Consider the following 18,517-nt stretch of genomic DNA (forward strand, 5'->3'; position numbering starts at 1 on the left):
CGGCGGCACTGAACATCTTTAGCTACGCCCCGTTGCTTCCGGTGAAGGTGTGTGTCGGATAGGCGACGGGGCGGGCGTGTGGACGCGGCGTTGAGTTATGTGCTGATCGGGGTGGCCGATGGCAGCACGTATGCCGTCGTCGGGCTGGGGATCTCGCTGCTCTATCAGGTCACCGGCATCATCAACTTCGCGCAGGGCGACTTTGTCATGCTGGGCGGGCTCACCTACGCGGTCGCGGCCGGGGCGGGGGTTCCGATGGTCGCCGCGGCGGCGCTGGCGCTGACGGTGACCGCTGCGGTGGGTGCGCTCGTCCAGGTGGCCGTGCTGGCGCCCGCGCGCAAGGCGGGGCAGGACCGGCTGATCATTTTGACCATCGGGGCGTCGATCCTGCTTCAGGGGGTGGCGCTGCTCGTCTTCGGGCCCGATCAGCATTTCGCCGCGCCGTTCCAGGGTGACAGCCAGATCCGGGTCTTCGGCACGTTCCTCTCCACCCAGTACGTCTGGTGCGCCGGCGCCACGCTGCTGGCCGCCGCCGCCGTGTGGGCGCTGCTCTACCGGTCGGGGTGGGGGCGCGCGATGCGGGCCACGGCGGCCGACCGGGAGATGGCGCGGCTCATGGGGCTGTCGCCGATGCGCATGGGGCTGATCGCCATGGTCATCGCGGCGGTGCTCGCCGGCATCGGCGGGATCGTGCTGGCGCCGCTGCAACCGCCGGACCCCACGGTCGGGGTGCCGCTCGGCCTCAAGGGCTTCACCGCCGCCGTCCTCGGCGGGCTCTCCTCGCCGATGGGCGCGATCGCGGGCGGGCTGATCGTGGGTGTCGTCGAGGCGTTCGTGACCGGTTTGGTGAGCAGCGGCTACCGCGACTCCATCGTGTACGGCCTGCTCGTGCTCGTGCTGCTCGCCCGTCCCGCCGGCATCGTCACGCGGCGGCGGACGGAGCGCGTGTGAGCAAGCACCGAACCCCGTGGAAGTACGGCGCCTTCGTCGTACTGCTCCTGCTGGTGCCCGTGATCTTCACTCGCTCCTCGTTCCTCACCATGTCGACCGCCGTGCTCATGGTGCTGCTCGCCATCGGCGCCCTCGGGCTCGTGCCGCTGACCGGCCTCGCCCAGCAGGTGTCGCTCGGCCAGGCCGCCTTCTACGGCATCGGCGGCTACACCTCGGCGATCCTCACCACCCGGCACCACGTCGGCGTGTGGTGGGCGATGCTCGCCGGCGCCGTCGTCGCGGGCGGCGTCGCCTGGCTGCTCGGCCTGATCATCTTCCGGGTGCAGGGGCACTACCTCGCGCTGGCGACCCTCGCGTTCGGGCTGACGCTGGCGGCTCTCGCCAACGAGCTCCCGTTCACCGGGCGCAGCGCGGGCATCGCCGGCCTGCCGCCGCTGCACGGCGGCGACCTGGGCACCTACTACCTCTTCGCCGGCATCCTGCTGGCCGCCATGATCGGCGTGGATCTGCTCATCCATTCGCGGCTCGGCAAGTCGCTGACCGCCGCCGGGGACAGCCCGATCGCCGCGGCCGCGAGCGGCATCGACATCGGCGTGCTGCGGCGTACCGCGTTCGTGGTCGCCGCCGTGCTCGCCTCGGTCGCGGGCAGCGGGTACGCGCACTGGTACCGCTTCGTCGATCCGAGCATGCTCGGCCTGCTCAACTCGGTCGAGCTGCTCATCATCGTGAGCGTCGGCGGGCGGGACCGGGTCTGGGGTGCCCCGCTCGGCGCGTTCGTGGTCATCAGCCTCACCCAGGTGGCGAAGGACCAGGTGGGCGGCGGGAGCGAGCTCACGGCGTACGGCATCGCCCTGATCGTGAGTCTCCTGCTGCTGCCGCACGGGCTGGCCGGATGGAGGAGACGATGAGCGCCGTCCTCGAGGTTCTCGACGTCACGGTGCGGTTCGGCGGGGTGACCGCCCTCGACCGGCTGACGCTGCGCCACGACGGCGGCGGCATCATCGGCCTGATCGGCGCGAACGGTGCGGGCAAGACCACGCTGATCAACGTCCTGTCGGGAACCGTGCGGCCGCGCTCGGGGCGGGCCCTGCTCGACGGGCGTGACCTGACCACGTTGCGCCCGCACCGCATCGCCCGCGCCGGGCTCGCCCGCACCTTCCAGAACCTTCAGCTCTTCGGCTCGCTGAGCGTGCTCGACAACGTCCTCACCGTCAAGGGCGCCACCGCCGACGTCGCGCGCCGGCTGCTCGCCGAGGTCGGCCTCGCCGAGGACCTGACCAAAAGACCCGGCGAGCTTCCGTACGGCCGGCAGCGCCGCCTCGAGCTCGCGCGCGCCCTGGCCCTGGAACCGCGCCTCGTGCTGCTCGACGAGCCGCTCGCCGGCCTGGCCGGAAGCGAGAGCGACGAGCTGCTGGAGCTGTTCCGCCGCGTCCGCGACCGGGGCATCACCGTGCTGCTGGTCGAGCACGACGTGCCGAGCGTCCTGCGGATCAGCGACCGGGTCCTCGTGCTCGAGCAGGGCGCGCTGCTGGCCGACGGCACCCCGGACGAGGTCGCCGCCGATCCGGTCGTCCACGAGGCGTTCCTATGATCGAGCCCCTGTTGCGGATCACCGGGCTGGTCGCCGGATACGGCCGCATCGAGGCCCTGCACGGCGTCGACCTGGTGGTGAACGCCTCCGAGGTGGTCTGCCTGATCGGCCGCAACGGCGCCGGCAAGTCCACGCTGCTCAAGTCGGTCGCCGGCCTGGTCCGCCCGGCACGCGGCGAGATCCTGCTCGACGGCGAGGAGATCACCGACTGGCCGGTGCAGCGCCGGGCCCGCGCGGGCATCGCCACCGTGCCCGAGGGCCGGCACGTCTTCGGCCCGCTGTCGGTGCACGACAACCTGCTGCTCGGCGGGCACGGGCAGCATGGCGGGATGCTCGCCGCCTCGCTCGACGACGTCTACACGAGGTTTCCGCGCCTGGCCGAGCGCCGCCACCAGGCCGCCGGCACGCTCTCCGGCGGCGAGCAGCAGATGCTCGCGATCGGCCGGGCGCTGATGGCGGGCCCGCGGGTGATCCTGCTCGACGAGCCGTCGCTCGGGCTGGCGCCCCGGATCATGGCCGAGGTGGCCGAGATCGTCTCGGCGCTGGCCGGCGCGGAGACCGGCGTGCTCGTCGTGGAGCAGAACGCCGAGGTCGCCTTCCGCATCGCCCGCCGCGGCTATCTGCTGGAGCGCGGCGTCATCAGCGCCTCGGGACCGACGAGGGTCCTGCGCGACAACGCCCGCGTGCGCGCGGCGTACCTCAGTAAGGACTAGCATGCGACGATTCGCCCCTCTTGTCCTCCTGGCGACCCTGCTCGCCGCCTGCGGCACGCCGGCCAAGGCCGCCGACGAGGTCGTCGTGGGCGTGAGCCTCGAGCTCTCCGGGCCCACCGCCTCCATCGGCACGGCGTCCCGCCGCGCGCTGGAGCGCAAGGCCCAGGAGCTCAACGCGAGCGGCGCGCTCGGCGGCCGCCGGATCAAGCTGGTCGTCAAGGACAACCGCACCGACAACAACACGTCCGTCGCCAACATCAACGACCTGATCAAGAACGACCACGCGGACGCCGTCATCACGGGCGGGTGCAGCCAGTGCACGCTGGCGGCCGTCCCGGCGATCACCGAGAACCGGGTGCCCACCATCTCGCTCGCCGCCGCCGGCGCGGTCACCAGCCCGGTCGTCGACCGCCGGTACGTCTTCAAGACCACCCAGACGCCCGGCCAGGACGCCCAGCTGATCACCGACGAGCTGACCCGCTGCGGCACCACGCGGGTCGGCGTGATCGCGGTGAGCAACGTCTACGGCCAGGAGGGCCAGGCGGAGTTCACCCGGCGGGCCCGGGCGGCGGGCATCACGGTCGCCGAGACCGAGCAGTTCGGGCAGGCCGACGCCGACATGACCATCCAGGTCTCCAAGATCGTCGCCGCGCGGCCGCGGGCCGTGGTGGTCTGGGCCGTCTCGCCGGCCGCGCCGATCGTGGTGCGCGAGCTGCGCGACGCCCGCTACCGCGGCGAGATCTACCTCGGTGCGGGCGCCGGGCCCGACGTGCTCGCCGAGGGCGTCCACCTGGCCTTCCCGAAGACGCTCGCGACGCCCGGCCCCTACTCCGGCTTCGCCTCGTTCGCGGCCGACGCGCTCCAGTTGATCGCCGACGCGGTCGTCACCACCGGCGGCACCGATCACGAGAGGCTGCGCGACGCGATCGAGAACGCCCGGCTGGACGGCGCCTCGGGACCGCTGCGGTTCAGCGCCGAGGACCACTCCGGCCTGCGCTCGGAGGCCCTTGGCATCCTCACCGCCCACGAGGGCCGCTGGCAGCTCACGCCGCCCTAGAGACGCACGGCACGGGGGCCGCCGGCGGCTCACGCCGCCCTAGAGACTCACGGCACGGGGGCCGCCGGCGGCTCACGCCGCCCTGACGAGCATGTCCACGAGGGCCGCCGCCTCACGCCACCCGGAGCAGGGCGTCCTTGAGGGTGCGCAGCGCGTAGTGCGCCCGCGACTTGACGGTCCCGATCGGCACGCCCAGCCGCCGTGCCGTCTCCTTCGTGGAGCGGCCCTCGATGTAGAGCTCCGACAGGATCGTGCGGTGCGCCTCGCTCAGCCCGTTGACGGCCCGGCGCAGCGTGTCCGCGGCGACCACGGTCTCGGTCGTGTCGTCGCCGATCGGCAGGCGGCTCATGTCCAGGTTGCCGGTCTCGGCCGGCCGCGCCTTGCGCATGCGCACCGCGTCGATCGCCACCCGCCGCGCCACGGTGAACAGCCAGCGGCGGGCGTTCTCGTGCTCGGCCGGCACGGTGTCCAGGTTCCGCCACGCCCGGATCATCGTCTCCTGGAGCAGGTCCTCGGCGGCGTGCCGCTCCCCGTTGGTGAGGTTGAGCAGAAAGCTGAGCAGCGGCCGGGAATGGGCGGCGTGGAGGGCGACCATCCGCGCCTCGGCGGTGTCGGCCGTCGACGGCGCCATTGTTTCGGTGTTCACGAGAAACCGCCCGCACAAATCGAAATCGACAAAGTTGCGGATCGGACGATAGGGCGGTGTTTCTTGATTCCTAATGGATTGTCACTGGTTGCCCGCGGGTAACAAGGGCTGCTCGGCGGCCGGCACGCGCACGGAAGCGCAGTTCATCGGCGCGTTTTTTCGACTTGATCGCGGGCGGTGACGCAATGGTCACACGGCTTCGCCGAGCCGTCCGGCAAATCCTATTGTCAGATTGCCGATCAGAAAAGGGTTGTCAGGGAAGCGCGAGAATCTGCGCGGGGTCGCCGTCGGTCCAGCTGCCCGGCAGGACGGCGAGTCCGTCGGCCCTCGCGGCGGCGTGCAGGCCGGCCGAGCTCACCGGGCCGGCGATGTGCCAGGGGGTGCCGCGGTGCACGGGGACGATGCGCACGCCGTACGGCATGAGCCTGGTCGTGCCTCGCACCGGAACCGTGGGCAGCACGGCGGGCGGGCTCCCGGACAGCGCGTGCAGCAGCGGCTCGAGCAGGGTGAGCGCGGCGACCAGGCCGGCGAACGGGTTGCCGGGCAGGCTGACCACCCACCGGCCGTCCGGCAGCTCGGCCAGCGCCTGCGGATGGCCCGGCCGGCAGGCGACGCCGCGCACGTGCCAGGCCGCGCCCAGGCGGTCGAGCACGCCGTGCAGGTGGTCGGCGGCGCCCGCGGAGGACGAGCCGGAGACGACGACGACCTCCGTGCGGGCGGCGGCGAGCTCCGACTCCAGCAGCGCCGCGACGTCGCTCACGTGGCGGCGGGCGGGCGGCAGCGCACCGGCCCGGGCGGCGATCGCCGAGACCAGCCCGGTGAAGCTGTCGCGCACCTGGCCGGGCCCGGGCACGCCGGCGCTGATCACCTCGTTGCCGGTGACCAGCAACGTCACGCCGGGCGCGCGGTGGGCCATCAGGCGCTCGACGCCGGCCTGCACGGCCGCGGCGGCGACGGTGGCGTTGACCGGGCGGCCGGCGGGGACGAGCTCATCGCCGGGGCGTACGTCGTCCCCGGCGCGGCGGATGTGGGCGCGGGCACCGAGGACGCCGGTGACCAGCGTGCCGTCGCGGGCGCTGTCCTCGTACGGCAAGATCGCCTCTGCCCCCTCGGGGACGACGGCTCCGGTGGCGATCTCGATGGCGGTGCCGGGGCGCATCGGGCCGGGCTGCGGCGCGCCCGCGAGCAGCTGTGCGGTCACCGTCCAGGGGCCGGGGCCCGTCACCGCGTACCCGTCCATGGCCGCGGTGTCGAAGGCCGGGACGGAGCGGACGGCTCGCAGGGGAGCGGCCAGCACGCGACCGGCGGCCCGCTCCACGGTGACGCTCTCGGCCGGCAGGGGCCGCGGCGTGCCGGCGGCGATCTCGTAGGCCCGTGACCAGGCCGTCGAGTGGTGTGTGGCGGAGACGGCGGTGGACTGCACCGGATCGGTCGGATCGGGCGGGATGTCGGCCAAGACCTCTCCAAGCGCGTGCCACTGTTGTGGCAACCCTACTGGAGCGGCCGCGCCCCACCGGCCGCGGATCGCTCACCGCGGCCGGTCCCTGCGTGCGCGAGCAACCTCTCAGTGCTGATAGGTGGGGTAGCCCAGGCGCTCGACGAGGTTGCCGGTGGCCTTGACGAAGGCCTCCTGCACGTCGTCGTCGAAGTGGTTGACCCAGTCGCCCGGCTCGCCCTTGCGGTAGTGGGAGACCGCGGCGGTGCCCTGCCGGTCGTTCATCCGCGCGAAGCTGTAGCGGTCGAGCAGCACGGCCATCTCGTCCGGCGGGATGTGGATGCCGCAGTGGCGCATCAGGGCGTCGACCTCCTCCGCCTGGCGCTCACCGGTCAGGTCCTCGTACCGGACGATCCGGACCTCCTCCGACTCGGGCGCGTTGACCCACGACTTCAGCGAGTTGAAGCGGCCCTTCTTGGCGAGATCCTCGATGAGGAAGAGCAGGCCCTCCTTTTTGGGCCGCGCCTGGAGCTCCCTGCGCACCTCGAGGACGTCGCCCATCGGCGAATGCGAGTCGCGGTTGGAGAAATAGCTGGAGACGACGAGATCGCGCGGGTCGCGCAGCACATAGAACGTGCGGTGCTTGGCCGGCTTCTCGACCTTGTCGTAGCGGTCGCGGGCGATGAAGAGCGACAGCGCCACCCGGCCCGGCGGGCAGAGGTTGGGGTGGCTCCAGTGGTAATAGCGCGGGTCGTAGGTGAACAGGCCCGAGTACTTGTAGACGATCGGGTCACTGAAGATCGCCTTGACCCATTGGCTGGCGGTCTTGCGTATGGCGCAGTGGTACACATTCGTGAACTCGGAGCGCGCCACCACGGGCACGGTGATCCGCAGCTTGGTGTTGTGCGCCCCGAGCATGGCCCGGCGTGCGAACACCCGCGCCGAATTGGGTGTGTGGTGTTTGGCGAACAGGACAGCGCTGTTGAACATCGTCTGAGCCCGTGTCTTTCGTTGGCAGGGGGAGACGCTTCAGGACAGTGTGTTAGCCACGCAGCTCAAGCTGCGTGGGCGCCTTGGGTACGGGGACTTTACAACAAATTTGATCGAGTTACTACAGATGACACCTGTGCACTTGCTGTAAAACGTGCTATGCCGCGCTTGGTGACTTTCAGGCGTACGGCGCCGGAATGCGCTGCGCCCTCAGGACCGGTTCCCGATAATCATCAGACTTTTGTCGTCGCGGCAGCGTCACGTCGGCCGTCTTGAGCGGCTGATAGGGAACTGTCGCCAGCAGGTGCGTGATGAGATTGAGCCGCCCACTCCGCTTGTCGTTGTTGTCGACCACGTGCCACGGCGCCCATGCGGTGTGGGTGGCCTCGAACATGTCGTCGCGCGCGCGGGAATAGTCGTACCAGCGGCTGTACGAGCGCAGATCCAGGTCGGACAGCTTCCACACCTTGCGGGGGTCGTTGATCCGGCTCTCCAGGCGGCGGGTCTGCTCCTTCTGGCTCACCTCGAGCCAGTACTTGATCAGGATGATGCCGGAGTCCGCCATCGCCTTCTCGACGCCGGGCACGACCTGGAGGAAGCCGCGCGCCTGGTCCTCGGTGCAGAAGCCCATGACCCGCTCGACGCCGGCCCGGTTGTACCAGCTGCGGTCGAAGACGACGACCTCACCGGCGGCGGGCAGGTGCGGCACGTAGCGCTGCATGTACATCTGCGAGCGTTCCCGGTCGGTGGGCGCCGGCAGCGCCACGACCCGGAAGACGCGCGGGCTCACCCGCTCGGTGATCGCCTTGATGGTGCCGCCCTTGCCGGCCGTGTCGCGGCCCTCGAAGACCACGCAGATCTTCGCGCCGGAGTCCTTCACCCACTCCTGCAGGGCGACCAGCTCGGCGTGCAGGTGGCGCAGCTCGTGCTCGTACTCCTTGCGCTTCATCTCTCGACGATGGACCCGCGCCCCGGCGCGACCCTCATCCGCGTGGGGTGGTTTCCGGCCGGGCGCGGCGTGGTCGGATCGGCCATGACCGCCGGTGCCGTGATGCTGATCGCCCTCGCCGTCTTCGCGTGGGGCGTCGCGTCCCGGCGCCTGGAACGCCTCGACCTGACGGCCCCGATGGTCTTCGTCGCGGTCGGCGTGCTGCTGGCGGTCCTCTTCGACGTCGACCAGCACGCCGAGGGCATCATGGCGCTCACCGAGGCCACGCTGGTCTGGGTGCTCTTCTCCGACGCGTCCCGGGTGGGCCCGCGCGAGCTGCGCGGCGACGCCGGCGTGTACGGCCGCCTGCTCGGCCTGGCGCTGCCGCTGACGGTGATCGCGGGAACGTTGCTCGCCTGGTGGCTGCTCGGCCTGCCGAACCCCTGGCCGGCCCTGCTGGTCGGCGCGGCGCTGGCACCGACGGACGCCGCGCTCGGCTCCGTGGTCATCGCCCACCCGAAGGTGCCGGCCCGCATCCGCCGCATCCTCAACGTGGAGAGCGGCGTGAACGACGGCATCGTCACACCGGTCGTGATGGTCGCCCTGGCCGGCGCGGCCTCCGGCGCACCACTGCTCCAGCTCGTCGGCGGCGCGGTCATCGGGGCGGCCATCGGCGCGGTGGGCGGCAGACTGCTGCGTACGGCGGGGGAGAGCTTCGCCGGTCCCGCGGTGCTGGCGCTGGCGCTGCTCGCGTACGCGGGCTCCATCGCGGTCCACGCGAACGGCTTCGTGGCAGCCTTCGCCGCCGGCCTGGCGTTCGGCCACGTCGCGGGCCGCGGCGGCCCACGCGAGGTCTTCTACGTCGAGCAGACGGCCGGCCTGGCGTCCCTGCTGGTGTGGGCGGCGTTCGGCGCGCTGGCGGTGCCGCTGCTCCCGTCCCGCTGGACGTGGCCGATGCTGCTCTACGCGCTGCTCAGCCTGACGGCGGTCCGCATGCTGCCGGTCGCGCTCAGCCTGATCGGCGCCCGCTTCAAGGCGAGCACGGTGCTGTTCGTCGGCTGGTTCGGCCCGCGCGGGCTGGCCTCGATCGTCTTCGCCCTGCTGGCCGTCGAGGAGCTGGGCCCCTCGGCGGACACGGCGGTCGCGGTCATCGTCCTGACGGTCCTCATCAGCGTGGTCGCCCACGGGTTGTCCGCGGGCCCCCTGGCGGCCCGGTACGGCCAGGCCGCACGGGCCGAGCAGGAGCCGGGCCCGGTGGCGGCGGCCCGGCTGCACACTCACCGCTTGGGGCCGCCCTGAGCGCGGCGGCGGCGGATCAGCTTGCTGAGCTCGATGGCGGCGGGCAGCGCGAGCGCCAGCCCCAGGCAGGCCAGCCACTGCCACCCGTCGAGCGGCGCCGAGCCCAGGCCGCTCCGCAGGAAATCGGCCTCCGTCGCCACGATCAGCAGGCCGACCGGGATCAGCGCCACCCCCAGCGCCTTCAGCAGCGGCGGGTTCAGGCCGCTCGCCGGGTCGCGGCGGTTGGCCAGGGCGTTGAAGACCGTGCCGAGGCCCATCACGACGAAGGCCATGGTCACGTTCGGGCCGGAGACCAGCGGGACCAGCGCCGCGAGGAAGAGCACCGCCGCGTACAGCAGCCACAGGCGCACGGCCGTGCGGTTGCTGATCGGCATCTTCGGGTCCCGGGGTGGGCGGTTCATCACCTCGGGGTCGCCCGGGTCCATCGCGATGATCACGACGCCGGGGACGGTGCAGGTGAAAAGCAGGTAGAGGACCATCGTCGGGGTCAGCGCGACGCCCTCGTTCAGGTTGAACGCCGTCGCCGCCACGAAGAGCAGGACCAGCGAGAGCAGTTGCGTCATCTGGTAGCGCACGTACGCCACGATCTTGTCGTAGACGCGGCGGCCGATCTCGATGGCGCGCACCAGGGTGCCGAAGTTGTCGTCCGTCAGGATCATGCGGGCCGCCTGCTTGGTGACCTCGCTGCCGCTGCCCATGGCCACGCCGATGTCGGCCTGCTTGAGCGCCGCGGCGTCGTTGACCGCGTCGCCGGTCATCGCCACGATCAGGCCCTGCGCCTGCATCGAGCGGGCCAGGCGCAGCTTGTCCTCGGGTGACACCCGGCCGAAGACGTGCAGCTCGGGCAGGCGGCTGGTCAGCTCCTGTTCGGAGAGGGCGGACAGTTCGCTCCCGCTGATCGCGCCGGGGCCCAGGCCGAGCGTACGGCCGATCGCCTGGGCGGTGACCGCGTGGTCGCCGGTGATCATGCGGACGTCGATGCCGGCTCGCAGCGCCGTGCGCACCGCGTCCTTGGCCTCGGCGCGCAGCGGGTCGATGATGCCGACCATGCCGACGAAGACGAGGCCGGTGGTGAGCGCCATCGGGTCGTCCAGGGGTTCCCCGTCGACGAGGCGGGCGGCGAACGCCAGCACCCGCAGCCCGTCGGCCGCCATCTTCTCGTTCGCGGCCGCCAGCTCACGGCGTACGTCCTCGATGGGCTCCTGCGGTCCCACCGCCTTGCCGGAGCGGGAGCAGCGGGCGAGCACGACGTCGGGCGCGCCCTTGACCAGCTCGATGACGTGCTCGGTGCCGTCGAGCTCGATGCGGTGGAAGGTGGCCATGAACTTGTAGTCCGAGTCGAACGGCACCTCGGCCAGCCGGGGGTAGGCCCGCCGGGTGCGTTCCGCGTCCACGCCGAGCTTCGCGGCCAGCACGACCAGCGCCGCCTCGGTCGGGTCGCCGACGACCTCGCCCTGGTCACCGACGGTCGCGTCGCTGTCGAGCACCAGCCCGAGCGCGAGCCGGGTGAAGTCGGGCACCGGCGCGCCCGCGACCGACGTGACGCGCCCGGTCTTGGCGTAGCCCTCGCCGGTGACCGAGAACCAGGAGCCGGCCGAGTAGAGGACCGTCACCATCATCTCGTTCATCGTGAGCGTGCCGGTCTTGTCGGTGTTGACCGCGCTGGTCGCGCCGAGCGTCTCCACGTCCGTCAGGTTCTTGACGACCGCCTTCGCGGCGGCGAGGCGTTGCGCGCCCTGGGAGAGCAGCGCCGAGACGAAGGCCGGCATGCCGGTGGGGATGGCCGAGATCGCCATGGCCGTGCCGAGCAGCAGCAGGTCGTCGAGGTCCATGCCGCGGATCGCGCCCACCACCACGATGAACGCGACGGCGGTCCACGCGATCACGCCCAGCACCCGGGTCAGCGAGTCGAGCTCGCGGCGCAGCGGCGACCGGGTGCGGGTGACCGCGGTGAGCATGGTGGCGATGCGGCCCATCTGGGTGTCCATGCCGGTCGCCGTGACCACCATGGTCGCCGTGCCGCGGGTGACCGACGTGTTCTGGAAGAGCATGTTCGCCTGGTCGCCGAGCCCGACGTCGTCCCGGTCGAGCGCGGTGGCGCTCTTGGCGACCGGGGCGCTCTCGCCGGTCAGCGCCGCCTCCTGGGTCTCGCAGGTGGCCGAGCGCAGGATGCGGCCGTCCGCGGGCACCAGGTCGCCGGCCTCGACCTGCACGATGTCGCCGGGCACCACGTCCGGCGCGGGGATCGACGCCACCTCGCCGTCGCGGATCACCCGGGCCCGCGGCACCTGCAACCGGGACAGCGCGTCGACGCTCGCCCGCGCGGCCAGCTCCTGCCGGGCGCCCAGCACCACGTTCAGCAGGATCAGGAAGCCCACGACGAGCGCCGTCGACACCTCGCCGATCAGCGCGCTCACCACGATGACGGCGACGAGCATGAGGTTCATCGGGTCACGCAGCTGCGCCACCGCCACGGCGACGACGGACGGCGGCTTCTCGGCGGCGATCGTGTTGGGCCCGTGCTGTTCCAGCCGGTGCGCCGCCTCGGCGCCGGTCAGGCCGCGCTCCTGGTCGCTGCGGACGGCGGCGACCACCTCATCGGCTCGCTGGTCGTACCAATGGTCGATCGTGCTCGTCATCGCCCTAGGCTGAGCGGACCGCCGCCGCGATGCGTCATCCGGGAGGGATGAGACCCATGCTCGACGTCGCCACGTCTACCGCGACGAGCGCCCGGCCGGGACGTGCCTCTCCGTCATGCGGGGCGGCGAGCGGACGCTGGTCACCCACGCCGGCGCGAATGACACGTTCGCCGATCACGTCGACCGCGACTTCGGCGCGCTCGCCGGCTACCTCTCGCGGGCGCGCCTGGTCCACGCCACGTCGCGCGCCGGAAGCTGCGCCACGCCGGGGTCATCCCTCCGTCGTGAAGGTGATGAACGTGTCCGGCGGGCGGGTGTCGGGGGCCGGGCCGTCGTGGATCTCCCACTTGTCGCCGGCGACCTCGGTGGCGACGCGCGACCAGAAGACCTCGACGCCCGGGTTGTAGCGCTGGAAGCCGATCCGCCAGCGGCCCGGGAGGAGCCGGATCAGCTGGACGGCGGCGGCGCGGCCCACGCCGGTGCGGCGCAACGCGCGTACCACGAAGAAGGCCGTGATCGAGGTGCCGCCGCCCTCGGCCGGCGCCGTCATGACGTAGCCGCCGGTGCGCCCCGCCGCCCTGATCAGCCAGGCCCGGCGCTCGCGCTCCAGCCCGGTCAGGAAGATGTCGAGCTGGCGGTCGTTGAACGTGCCGTCGTCGTTGGGCAGCAGTCCGTACCACTCGGAAAGGTCGTGCCGGAACAGCTGGCCGAGATTGCTGAGCACCGCGCGGTGGCCGCGGCCGACCTGCTCGAGCAGCACCGGCTCGCACGCCGGCCGCGGCGGATTCGGATCTTCCCAAGGCATTGTGCCAGCCTGCCACGGCGCGCCCGGGCCGGTAATTTGCTGGGCGGACCGGCGCGCGGTGGCTACGGTCGGCGTCGTGATCGATGACCTTTTCGCCCTCCACGAGGCGTCGCTGATCGGCTCGTGGCGGCTGCTCGCGTCGGTGGACCCGGCGGGCGAGGTCGTCGCCGACGCGACAGCGGTCACGATGGCGCATTCCCATCCGGCGTTGTGCAATGCCTTGTTGCGTACGCCGGAAGGGCTCGACCGCGTCCGCAAGGTCTTCGGCGACCGGCACCATGCCGTCTGGGTGCGCGACCCGTGGTGGAACGCCAGCTCGTCGCCGGACGCGTCCGGCGCGCTGGCCCGGTTCTACCTCGACCAGGTGCTCGAGGCGGCGGGCTATCGGCGTGACGAGCGCACGGTGCCGATGGTTCTCGACCTGCGCGCCTGGGACGGCGCGCCCGCCGTACCGGTGGCCCGGGTCTCGCCCGGCGACGTGGCCGAGCACAGCGGCGTCGGCCGCGCGATGCTGGCCGACGTGCCGCACACCCACGGCCACGCCACCGAGGGCTGGGAGTCCTGGGCGATCACCATGACCACCGACGCGGTCGCGAACATCTCCTTCGTCACGACCCGCGACGAGTTCCAGCGGCGCGGCCTCGGCCGTGCCGTGATGACGCAGGCCCTGCGGGACGCCCGCGACCGGGGCGAGACGCACGCGACGTTGCAGTCCACCCCCGCGGGCCTGCGCCTCTATCACGGCCTGGGCTTCCGCGACGTCGGCTCCTGGCAGGAGTGGGTCCCGGCCCGCTGAAACTTCGCCTTGGCGGCGTCGGTCACCGGCGTGAAGAAGTTGACGAGGTTGCCGTCGGGGTCGCGCACCAGCAGCGAGCGGTTGCCCCACGGCATCGTGGTGGGTTCCTGGACGGCGCCGGGCGTCGCCGCGTGCACGGCGTCCACGTCCGGGACGAGAAACTCGATGATGACGGAGTGGTTGTCCGCCGCGCGCGCGGCGCCCGGGGCGAAGAGCGGCACCGTGCGCTCGCTGCCGATCGCGAGCGTGGCCACGCCCGTGCCGATCTCGGCGAAGTCCGGGGTGGACCAGGTCGCCGGGATCCCGGTGGCCTTCTCGTAGAAGGCGACGAGACGGTTGATGTCGGCGGTGATGACACGCAGAGAAACGAGGTTCATGGCAGCGACGTTAGAACGAATACCGGACAGCTTCCGCCCGGTATAGCTGCGCTATCTCGCCGGTGGGGTAGGGCACCACGAGCGGAGGGTCGCCTCGTCGCCGGGAAGACGGCACTCCTGGAGCAGGCGTGCGATCGAGGGATGGTCGACGAGGCCGCTCTCGAGAACGACGTGGGCGGTCGCGTATTGCTGGGGCGAGAGGTCGGCCGGCGATGCGCCGTCGGTCAGCGGGCCGTCCGGGAACGCCAGGCTGAGCAGCAGACGCACGGCATAGAAGAAGCGGGTCGGGTCCTCGCCGCCGGCCGCCAGCCGTGCGAGCAGTATGGCGGCGAGGCCCGGCACGGAGCGCACCGGCAGGTCACCGAGCGCGAGCGCAGCGGCCAGCGCCAGATCCTCGTGATGAAACGCCCACCCGTAGACCTCCGTGGAGCCGTGAAAGAGGCAGTCGCACAGCTCCTCGAGCATGTCCGCGTCCGGAGTCTCGACCAGCCGGGCCAGACCCATCAACACCGTCCAGCGGTTGATCCGCCCTGGCTGGTCGCGCCTCCGGGCCACCGCGGCGACCAGGTCCGCGTCGCCCGGATCGCCGATCATCCCCGCGGTCAGGCAGAGGAACGAAGCGACCACCCCGTCGGTCTCGACGGCGAGCCGCGCAGTGACGGCCGGCGTCACCTGCGCCGCGGCCTCGGGAAAGAAGCTGAGCAGATGGGCGCTCAGGCCACGGGCGTCCCGGTCGGGGTTGTCGAGCAGCGCAGGTACGCCGGAGCTCGTGCCCGAGCGTGCGATCCGGCGCGCCGTCGTCGGCGAGCAGCCCGATCAGGTAGGGCACGGCGGCGGCGCCGGCCGGGTAGCGCGACCCTTGATGCAACACCTTCGCCCGGAACTGCCACGCCGCCTCGGCGCGGCGCCCTTCGTCGCGCGAGCGCAGGGCCCGCAGCAGCTCGGGCAGATCGGTGGCCGGCCCGTACGCATGGTTCACGGCCGACCAGTCGAGGTCGAGTGGATCGGAGCGCACGCGGGCACCTTACGCGTGCCTCGGCCGAGCACCCGGGCCGGCAGGACCAGGGCGCTCGCGGCGATCGCCGGCGCGGGGAGCGGCCGGGGACCTCGGTCCCGGATACGGTGGATCATGATCGAGGGAGGGTCATGAGCGAGCAGGAGAATCTCTGGCTGCGCCAGGTGGCGGAGAACCCGGGGCATTCGCAGTGGTACATCAAGCGGTTCGCGGACATGGCGGCGCGCGGGGTGGACCTGCACGGCGAGGCCCGCATGATCGACGCGATGGTGCCGCGCGGGTCGCGGATCCTGGACGCGGGCTGCGGCACCGGACGGGTGGGCGGGCGGCTCGCGGAGCTGGGCCACGAGGTGGTGGGGGTGGATATCGACCCGGAGCTCATCGCCGCGGCACGGCGGGACCACCCCGGCGCGACCTGGATCGTCGGTGACCTGTCAAGCACCGAGATGACCGAGAGATCGGACGTGGTGGTCTGCGCCGGCAACGTGATGACCTTCGTGGCGCCCAGCACCAGGCGAGCGATCCTGCGGAGGTTCCACGGCAGTGTGCGGAGCGACGGCCGAGTGGTGGTCGGCTTCGGGGCGGGCCGGGGATACGAGTTCGACGACTTCCGGGCCGACGCCGCGGCGGCCGGGCTGAGGGAAGATCTCCTGCTGAGCACGTGGGACCTGCGGCCCTTCACCCCGGAAGCCGACTTCCTCGTCGCGGTCCTGTCGCCGGCCAATTGACAATGGCCTATATGGAAGGTGAGGTGAACAACGACATCCTTCGATGAAGCAGGAGGTTCGATGTCGTTCCGACCTCGCTGGGTGGCGGTCGCCGCCGCCCTGGCCCTCATCGTGACGCCGCTGCCCGCGCAGGCGTCGCCGCCGCCGAACCCGCTGACGCTCGCCGCGGGCGAGCCGGCGCTCATCCGCTTCCGCCTTCCGGACGAGGCCATGCTCCAGCGCCTGGTCGCCGCCGGCGAGGACCTGGCCGCCCGGCCGCGCACCCAGGACGGCGCCGTGCTCGTGGACATCGTCGTCGACGACAAGCGGCTCGCCGCGCTCACCGAGCAGGGCGCCGTGCCCGTCCAGGTGATCCAGCGCGCGTCCAGCGGCGCCGCCCGCGCCACCCGGGCGGCCGCCGTCCAGGCCGACACCCTCCAGTTCCTCCAGGCCTACTGGTGGACCTCCACCGGGCGCACCTTCCTCCAGACCCAGGTGTTCACCACTGCCACCGACGACCCGGACGTCGAGATCACGGTCACCTGGCGTACGGCCGACGGCGCCACCGGATCGTTCCCGCTGGTCCGCTTCGAGGACTCGGGTGAATACCAGTACCACTACGCCCTGCCGCAGCCGATGCCGTCGCGTCCCGTGCAGGTGACCGCCACGTCCAGCCTCGGCGGCACGTCCCGGGCGATCACCCCGGCGGTCTGGCCCGGCGCCACGCCGCCCGCGCTGCCCAGCGGCTACCAGAAGGACTTCGTCGACGCGTACATGACGCCCGTCGACATCAAGGCGCGCATCAAGCGGCTGGCCCGCCAGTACCCCACGCTCGTCGACGTCATCAACCTGCCGAACAAGACCCAGGGCTATCGCCGTACGGCCGTCGCCTACCTCGGCGATCCCAACGCGGCCGCGGTGGTCGTCGAGTCCGTCGCCTTCGGTGACCAGGGCATGAACGGCGTCCAGGTCCGCACCGTCGACCCCGGCGTGGCGAACCGGCCACTCTCCGCGACCTACCGGGACCGGGTGCTCACCATCCGTCTCGCCACCGACGCCACCGGCAAGACGATCAGCACCACCGACGACGTCGCCGCGTTCATCTCGGCCCGCTACCCGCAGCGGTTCCGCGCCGTGGTCGAGGAGGGCTCGGCCGGGCTGCCCATGCCGGTCGCCGGCCCCGCGCGCCTCGACGACGGCCTCCAGGGCGCCGAGGTGCCGAAGGGCCCGTGGACCGTGCAGGCCCTCCGCATCGGCAAGGTGCGCGACGGCTCCAGGCCGGGCGTGCTCGCGTACAGCCAGGAACATGCCCGTGAATGGGCGACGCCCCTGGTGACCCTGGAGTTCGCCGAGCGCCTGCTCGCCAACTACGCCACCGACCCGGCCACGCGCGAGCTGGTCGACGCCGTCGACGTCTTCGTGATCCCGACGGTCAACCCCGACGGCGCGAACTACTCCTTCAACGACTTCAACTTCCAGCGCAAGAACCTGGTCAACCACTGCACCGGCGCCACCCGCGACCCCCGCTACCGCAACTCGTGGGGCGTCGACATCAACCGCAACTACACCGTCGGCTCCTACTTCGACGGCTACGTCGGCGCCAGCGCCAACTGCCTTTCCGGGACGTACGCCGGCACGGCCGAGCTCTCCGAGACCGAGTCCCGCAACGTCATCGCCCTCGCCAAGGCCCACCCCAACATCGGCCTGGCGATGAACGTGCACAGCTACGGCGGCTACTTCATGTGGCCCCCGGGCGCCTACAAGGCCGACGGCCGGGTCACCCTGCCCCGCCCGTCGATCGACGAGTCGAAGTTCTTCCTCGACTCGGCCCGCCGCATCGTCGGCGCCATCTCCGCCGAGCGCGGCACCGTGACCTGGCCGTCCTACACGGGCCCGGTCGCCGACGTGCTCTATTCGGCCGCCGGCAACTCCGCCGACCAGCTCTACTACGAGCTGGGCATCGACGCCTGGGACTTCGAGGTCGGCAACGACCGCTGGAACGAGGAGACCCAGCAGTGGGAGGGCGTCGGCTTCCAGCCACCCTTCGAGGAGGCACACGCCGAGGCCCAGGAGTACGCGAACGGCCTGGTCGAACTGGTCCGCGTCGCCCGCGACAAGGCGGCGGCCGAGCAGTGATCGCGCCGGGCGAGGCCGGGCCCTCCGTCCTCGCCCGGCTGTATTAGCCTCGGAACGATGTTCGACGGACGTGGATTCGATGCGGCCGAGCACCTGGTCGACGACTGGCAGGAGGGCTTCGAGCGGCGCGCCGCGCAAGCTCGCGAGTTGGCCACCCGCATGGCGGGCCTGAGCGCCGTCGGCCGCAGCCCCGACGGCCTGATCGAGGTGACCGTGGGCCGCTCCGGCGAGCTGACCGGCATCCGGCTCGACGAGGAGACCCGCCGGCAGCCCACGGCCACCACCGAACGCGAGATCCTCGCCGCCGTGACCGCCGCACGCGCGACCCTGGCCGAGAAGGCGCGGGAGGCGGTCGACGGCACTTTGGGCGCCGACAGCGAGACGGGCCGAGCGATCCTGGCCGGCTATGAAGCCGGCCACGACGGTGGGCGC

General features: G+C 71.9%; 18 protein-coding genes. 10 read left to right on the top strand and 8 right to left on the bottom strand.

Annotation, left to right across the window (positions count from 1 at the left end):
* Nucleotides 1-99: 99 nt before the first annotated feature.
* The 5 genes from Ade02nite_RS04665 to Ade02nite_RS04685 are packed head-to-tail and all read left to right on the top strand — an operon-like array spanning nucleotide 100 to nucleotide 4,312.
* Nucleotides 100-951, top strand: a complete 852-nt coding sequence (locus Ade02nite_RS04665; protein WP_239168524.1) for a branched-chain amino acid ABC transporter permease — start codon at nucleotides 100-102, stop codon at nucleotides 949-951.
* Complete coding sequence (locus tag Ade02nite_RS04670) at nucleotides 948-1,859, top strand: branched-chain amino acid ABC transporter permease (protein WP_203760241.1); 912 nt, start codon at nucleotides 948-950, stop codon at nucleotides 1,857-1,859. Before Ade02nite_RS04665 ends, Ade02nite_RS04670 begins: the two co-directional genes overlap by 4 nt.
* Nucleotides 1,856-2,542, top strand: a complete 687-nt coding sequence (locus Ade02nite_RS04675; RefSeq protein WP_203760242.1) for an ABC transporter ATP-binding protein — start codon at nucleotides 1,856-1,858, stop codon at nucleotides 2,540-2,542. Before Ade02nite_RS04670 ends, Ade02nite_RS04675 begins: the two co-directional genes overlap by 4 nt.
* On the top strand, nucleotides 2,539-3,255 hold the full coding sequence (locus Ade02nite_RS04680; RefSeq protein ID WP_203760243.1) for an ABC transporter ATP-binding protein: 717 nt from the start codon (nucleotides 2,539-2,541) through the stop codon (nucleotides 3,253-3,255). The genes Ade02nite_RS04675 and Ade02nite_RS04680 overlap by 4 nt, the downstream gene beginning before the upstream one ends.
* 1 nt (nucleotide 3,256) lies before the next feature.
* Entirely contained in the window at nucleotides 3,257-4,312 is a 1,056-nt protein-coding gene (locus Ade02nite_RS04685; RefSeq protein ID WP_203760244.1) for an ABC transporter substrate-binding protein, read from the top strand.
* A gap of 112 nt (nucleotides 4,313-4,424) precedes the next feature.
* Here the strand turns inward: Ade02nite_RS04685 and Ade02nite_RS04690 are convergent, their stop codons facing one another.
* The 4 genes from Ade02nite_RS04690 to ppk2 form a co-directional block, all read right to left on the bottom strand.
* Nucleotides 4,425-4,958 carry a sigma-70 family RNA polymerase sigma factor gene (locus tag Ade02nite_RS04690; protein ID WP_239168521.1) on the bottom strand — a complete coding sequence of 178 codons (534 nt, stop codon included), beginning with the start codon at nucleotides 4,956-4,958 and terminating at the stop codon, nucleotides 4,425-4,427.
* Nucleotides 4,959-5,211: 253 nt separating this feature from the next.
* Entirely contained in the window at nucleotides 5,212-6,414 is a 1,203-nt protein-coding gene (locus Ade02nite_RS04695; RefSeq protein WP_203760245.1) for a molybdopterin molybdotransferase MoeA, read from the bottom strand.
* A gap of 108 nt (nucleotides 6,415-6,522) precedes the next feature.
* On the bottom strand, nucleotides 6,523-7,383 hold the full coding sequence (locus Ade02nite_RS04700; RefSeq protein WP_203760246.1) for a sulfotransferase domain-containing protein: 861 nt from the start codon (nucleotides 7,381-7,383) through the stop codon (nucleotides 6,523-6,525).
* A 178-nt stretch (nucleotides 7,384-7,561) separates the two neighbouring features.
* Nucleotides 7,562-8,332 carry a polyphosphate kinase 2 gene (ppk2, locus tag Ade02nite_RS04705; protein WP_203760247.1) on the bottom strand — a complete coding sequence of 257 codons (771 nt, stop codon included), beginning with the start codon at nucleotides 8,330-8,332 and terminating at the stop codon, nucleotides 7,562-7,564.
* Between the two features lie 42 nt (nucleotides 8,333-8,374).
* Here ppk2 and Ade02nite_RS04710 point away from each other — a divergent pair, with 42 nt between their 5' ends.
* A complete protein-coding gene (locus tag Ade02nite_RS04710) occupies nucleotides 8,375-9,610 on the top strand; it encodes a cation:proton antiporter (protein ID WP_203760248.1) in 1,236 nt (411 codons plus the stop codon).
* On the opposite strand, the gene Ade02nite_RS04715 is transcribed toward Ade02nite_RS04710, so the two are convergent.
* Together Ade02nite_RS04715 and Ade02nite_RS04720 are read right to left on the bottom strand one after the other, a co-directional pair.
* Nucleotides 9,589-12,249 carry a cation-translocating P-type ATPase gene (locus tag Ade02nite_RS04715; RefSeq protein WP_203760249.1) on the bottom strand — a complete coding sequence of 887 codons (2,661 nt, stop codon included), beginning with the start codon at nucleotides 12,247-12,249 and terminating at the stop codon, nucleotides 9,589-9,591. The two genes, Ade02nite_RS04710 and Ade02nite_RS04715, sit on opposite strands and share 22 nt — an antisense overlap.
* A 271-nt stretch (nucleotides 12,250-12,520) precedes the next feature.
* Nucleotides 12,521-13,054: a hypothetical protein gene (locus Ade02nite_RS04720; protein WP_203760250.1), complete on the bottom strand. Its 534-nt coding sequence runs from the start codon at nucleotides 13,052-13,054 to the stop codon at nucleotides 12,521-12,523.
* 76 nt (nucleotides 13,055-13,130) lie between these two features.
* On the opposite strand from Ade02nite_RS04720, the gene Ade02nite_RS04725 reads away from it, so the two are divergent.
* A complete protein-coding gene (locus tag Ade02nite_RS04725; RefSeq protein ID WP_203760251.1) occupies nucleotides 13,131-13,850 on the top strand; it encodes a GNAT family N-acetyltransferase in 720 nt (239 codons plus the stop codon).
* Here Ade02nite_RS04725 and Ade02nite_RS04730 read toward each other — a convergent pair.
* Together Ade02nite_RS04730 and Ade02nite_RS04735 are read right to left on the bottom strand one after the other, a co-directional pair.
* Nucleotides 13,793-14,227 (bottom strand): VOC family protein, encoded by a 435-nt coding sequence (locus Ade02nite_RS04730; RefSeq protein WP_203760252.1) that lies wholly within the window; start codon nucleotides 14,225-14,227, stop codon nucleotides 13,793-13,795. The genes Ade02nite_RS04725 and Ade02nite_RS04730 overlap by 58 nt on opposite strands.
* A 51-nt stretch (nucleotides 14,228-14,278) precedes the next feature.
* Nucleotides 14,279-14,899: a hypothetical protein gene (locus tag Ade02nite_RS04735; protein WP_203760253.1), complete on the bottom strand. Its 621-nt coding sequence runs from the start codon at nucleotides 14,897-14,899 to the stop codon at nucleotides 14,279-14,281.
* A gap of 474 nt (nucleotides 14,900-15,373) precedes the next feature.
* Here Ade02nite_RS04735 and Ade02nite_RS04740 point away from each other — a divergent pair, with 474 nt between their 5' ends.
* The 3 genes from Ade02nite_RS04740 to Ade02nite_RS04750 form a co-directional block, all read left to right on the top strand.
* The gene (locus Ade02nite_RS04740) at nucleotides 15,374-15,970 is read left to right on the top strand and encodes a class I SAM-dependent methyltransferase (protein WP_203760254.1); all 597 of its coding nucleotides are present in this window, start codon (nucleotides 15,374-15,376) and stop codon (nucleotides 15,968-15,970) included.
* A gap of 60 nt (nucleotides 15,971-16,030) precedes the next feature.
* Entirely contained in the window at nucleotides 16,031-18,085 is a 2,055-nt protein-coding gene (locus Ade02nite_RS04745) for a M14 family zinc carboxypeptidase (protein ID WP_203760255.1), read from the top strand.
* Nucleotides 18,086-18,142: 57 nt separating this feature from the next.
* A partial coding sequence (locus Ade02nite_RS04750) for a YbaB/EbfC family nucleoid-associated protein (RefSeq protein ID WP_203760256.1) occupies nucleotides 18,143-18,517 on the top strand: 375 nt, incomplete at its 3' end.

This window comes from Paractinoplanes deccanensis (genome assembly GCF_016862115.1).
Taxonomy (GTDB): domain Bacteria; phylum Actinomycetota; class Actinomycetes; order Mycobacteriales; family Micromonosporaceae; genus Actinoplanes; species Actinoplanes deccanensis.

Excerpts from the sequence above, each read along its gene's own strand:
- Ade02nite_RS04745 (WP_203760255.1), top strand. The coding sequence starts at position 16,031 with ATGTCGTTCCGACCTCGCTGGGTGGCGGTCGCCGCCGCCCTGGCCCTC.
- Ade02nite_RS04685 (WP_203760244.1), top strand. The coding sequence starts at position 3,257 with ATGCGACGATTCGCCCCTCTTGTCCTCCTGGCGACCCTGCTCGCCGCC.
- Ade02nite_RS04720 (WP_203760250.1), bottom strand. The coding sequence starts at position 13,054 with ATGCCTTGGGAAGATCCGAATCCGCCGCGGCCGGCGTGCGAGCCGGTG.
- Ade02nite_RS04740 (WP_203760254.1), top strand. The coding sequence starts at position 15,374 with ATGAGCGAGCAGGAGAATCTCTGGCTGCGCCAGGTGGCGGAGAACCCG.
- Ade02nite_RS04730 (WP_203760252.1), bottom strand. The coding sequence starts at position 14,227 with ATGAACCTCGTTTCTCTGCGTGTCATCACCGCCGACATCAACCGTCTC.
- ppk2 (WP_203760247.1), bottom strand. The coding sequence starts at position 8,332 with ATGAAGCGCAAGGAGTACGAGCACGAGCTGCGCCACCTGCACGCCGAG.
- Ade02nite_RS04715 (WP_203760249.1), bottom strand. The coding sequence starts at position 12,249 with ATGACGAGCACGATCGACCATTGGTACGACCAGCGAGCCGATGAGGTG.
- Ade02nite_RS04680 (WP_203760243.1), top strand. The coding sequence starts at position 2,539 with ATGATCGAGCCCCTGTTGCGGATCACCGGGCTGGTCGCCGGATACGGC.
- Ade02nite_RS04700 (WP_203760246.1), bottom strand. The coding sequence starts at position 7,383 with ATGTTCAACAGCGCTGTCCTGTTCGCCAAACACCACACACCCAATTCG.
- Ade02nite_RS04675 (WP_203760242.1), top strand. The coding sequence starts at position 1,856 with ATGAGCGCCGTCCTCGAGGTTCTCGACGTCACGGTGCGGTTCGGCGGG.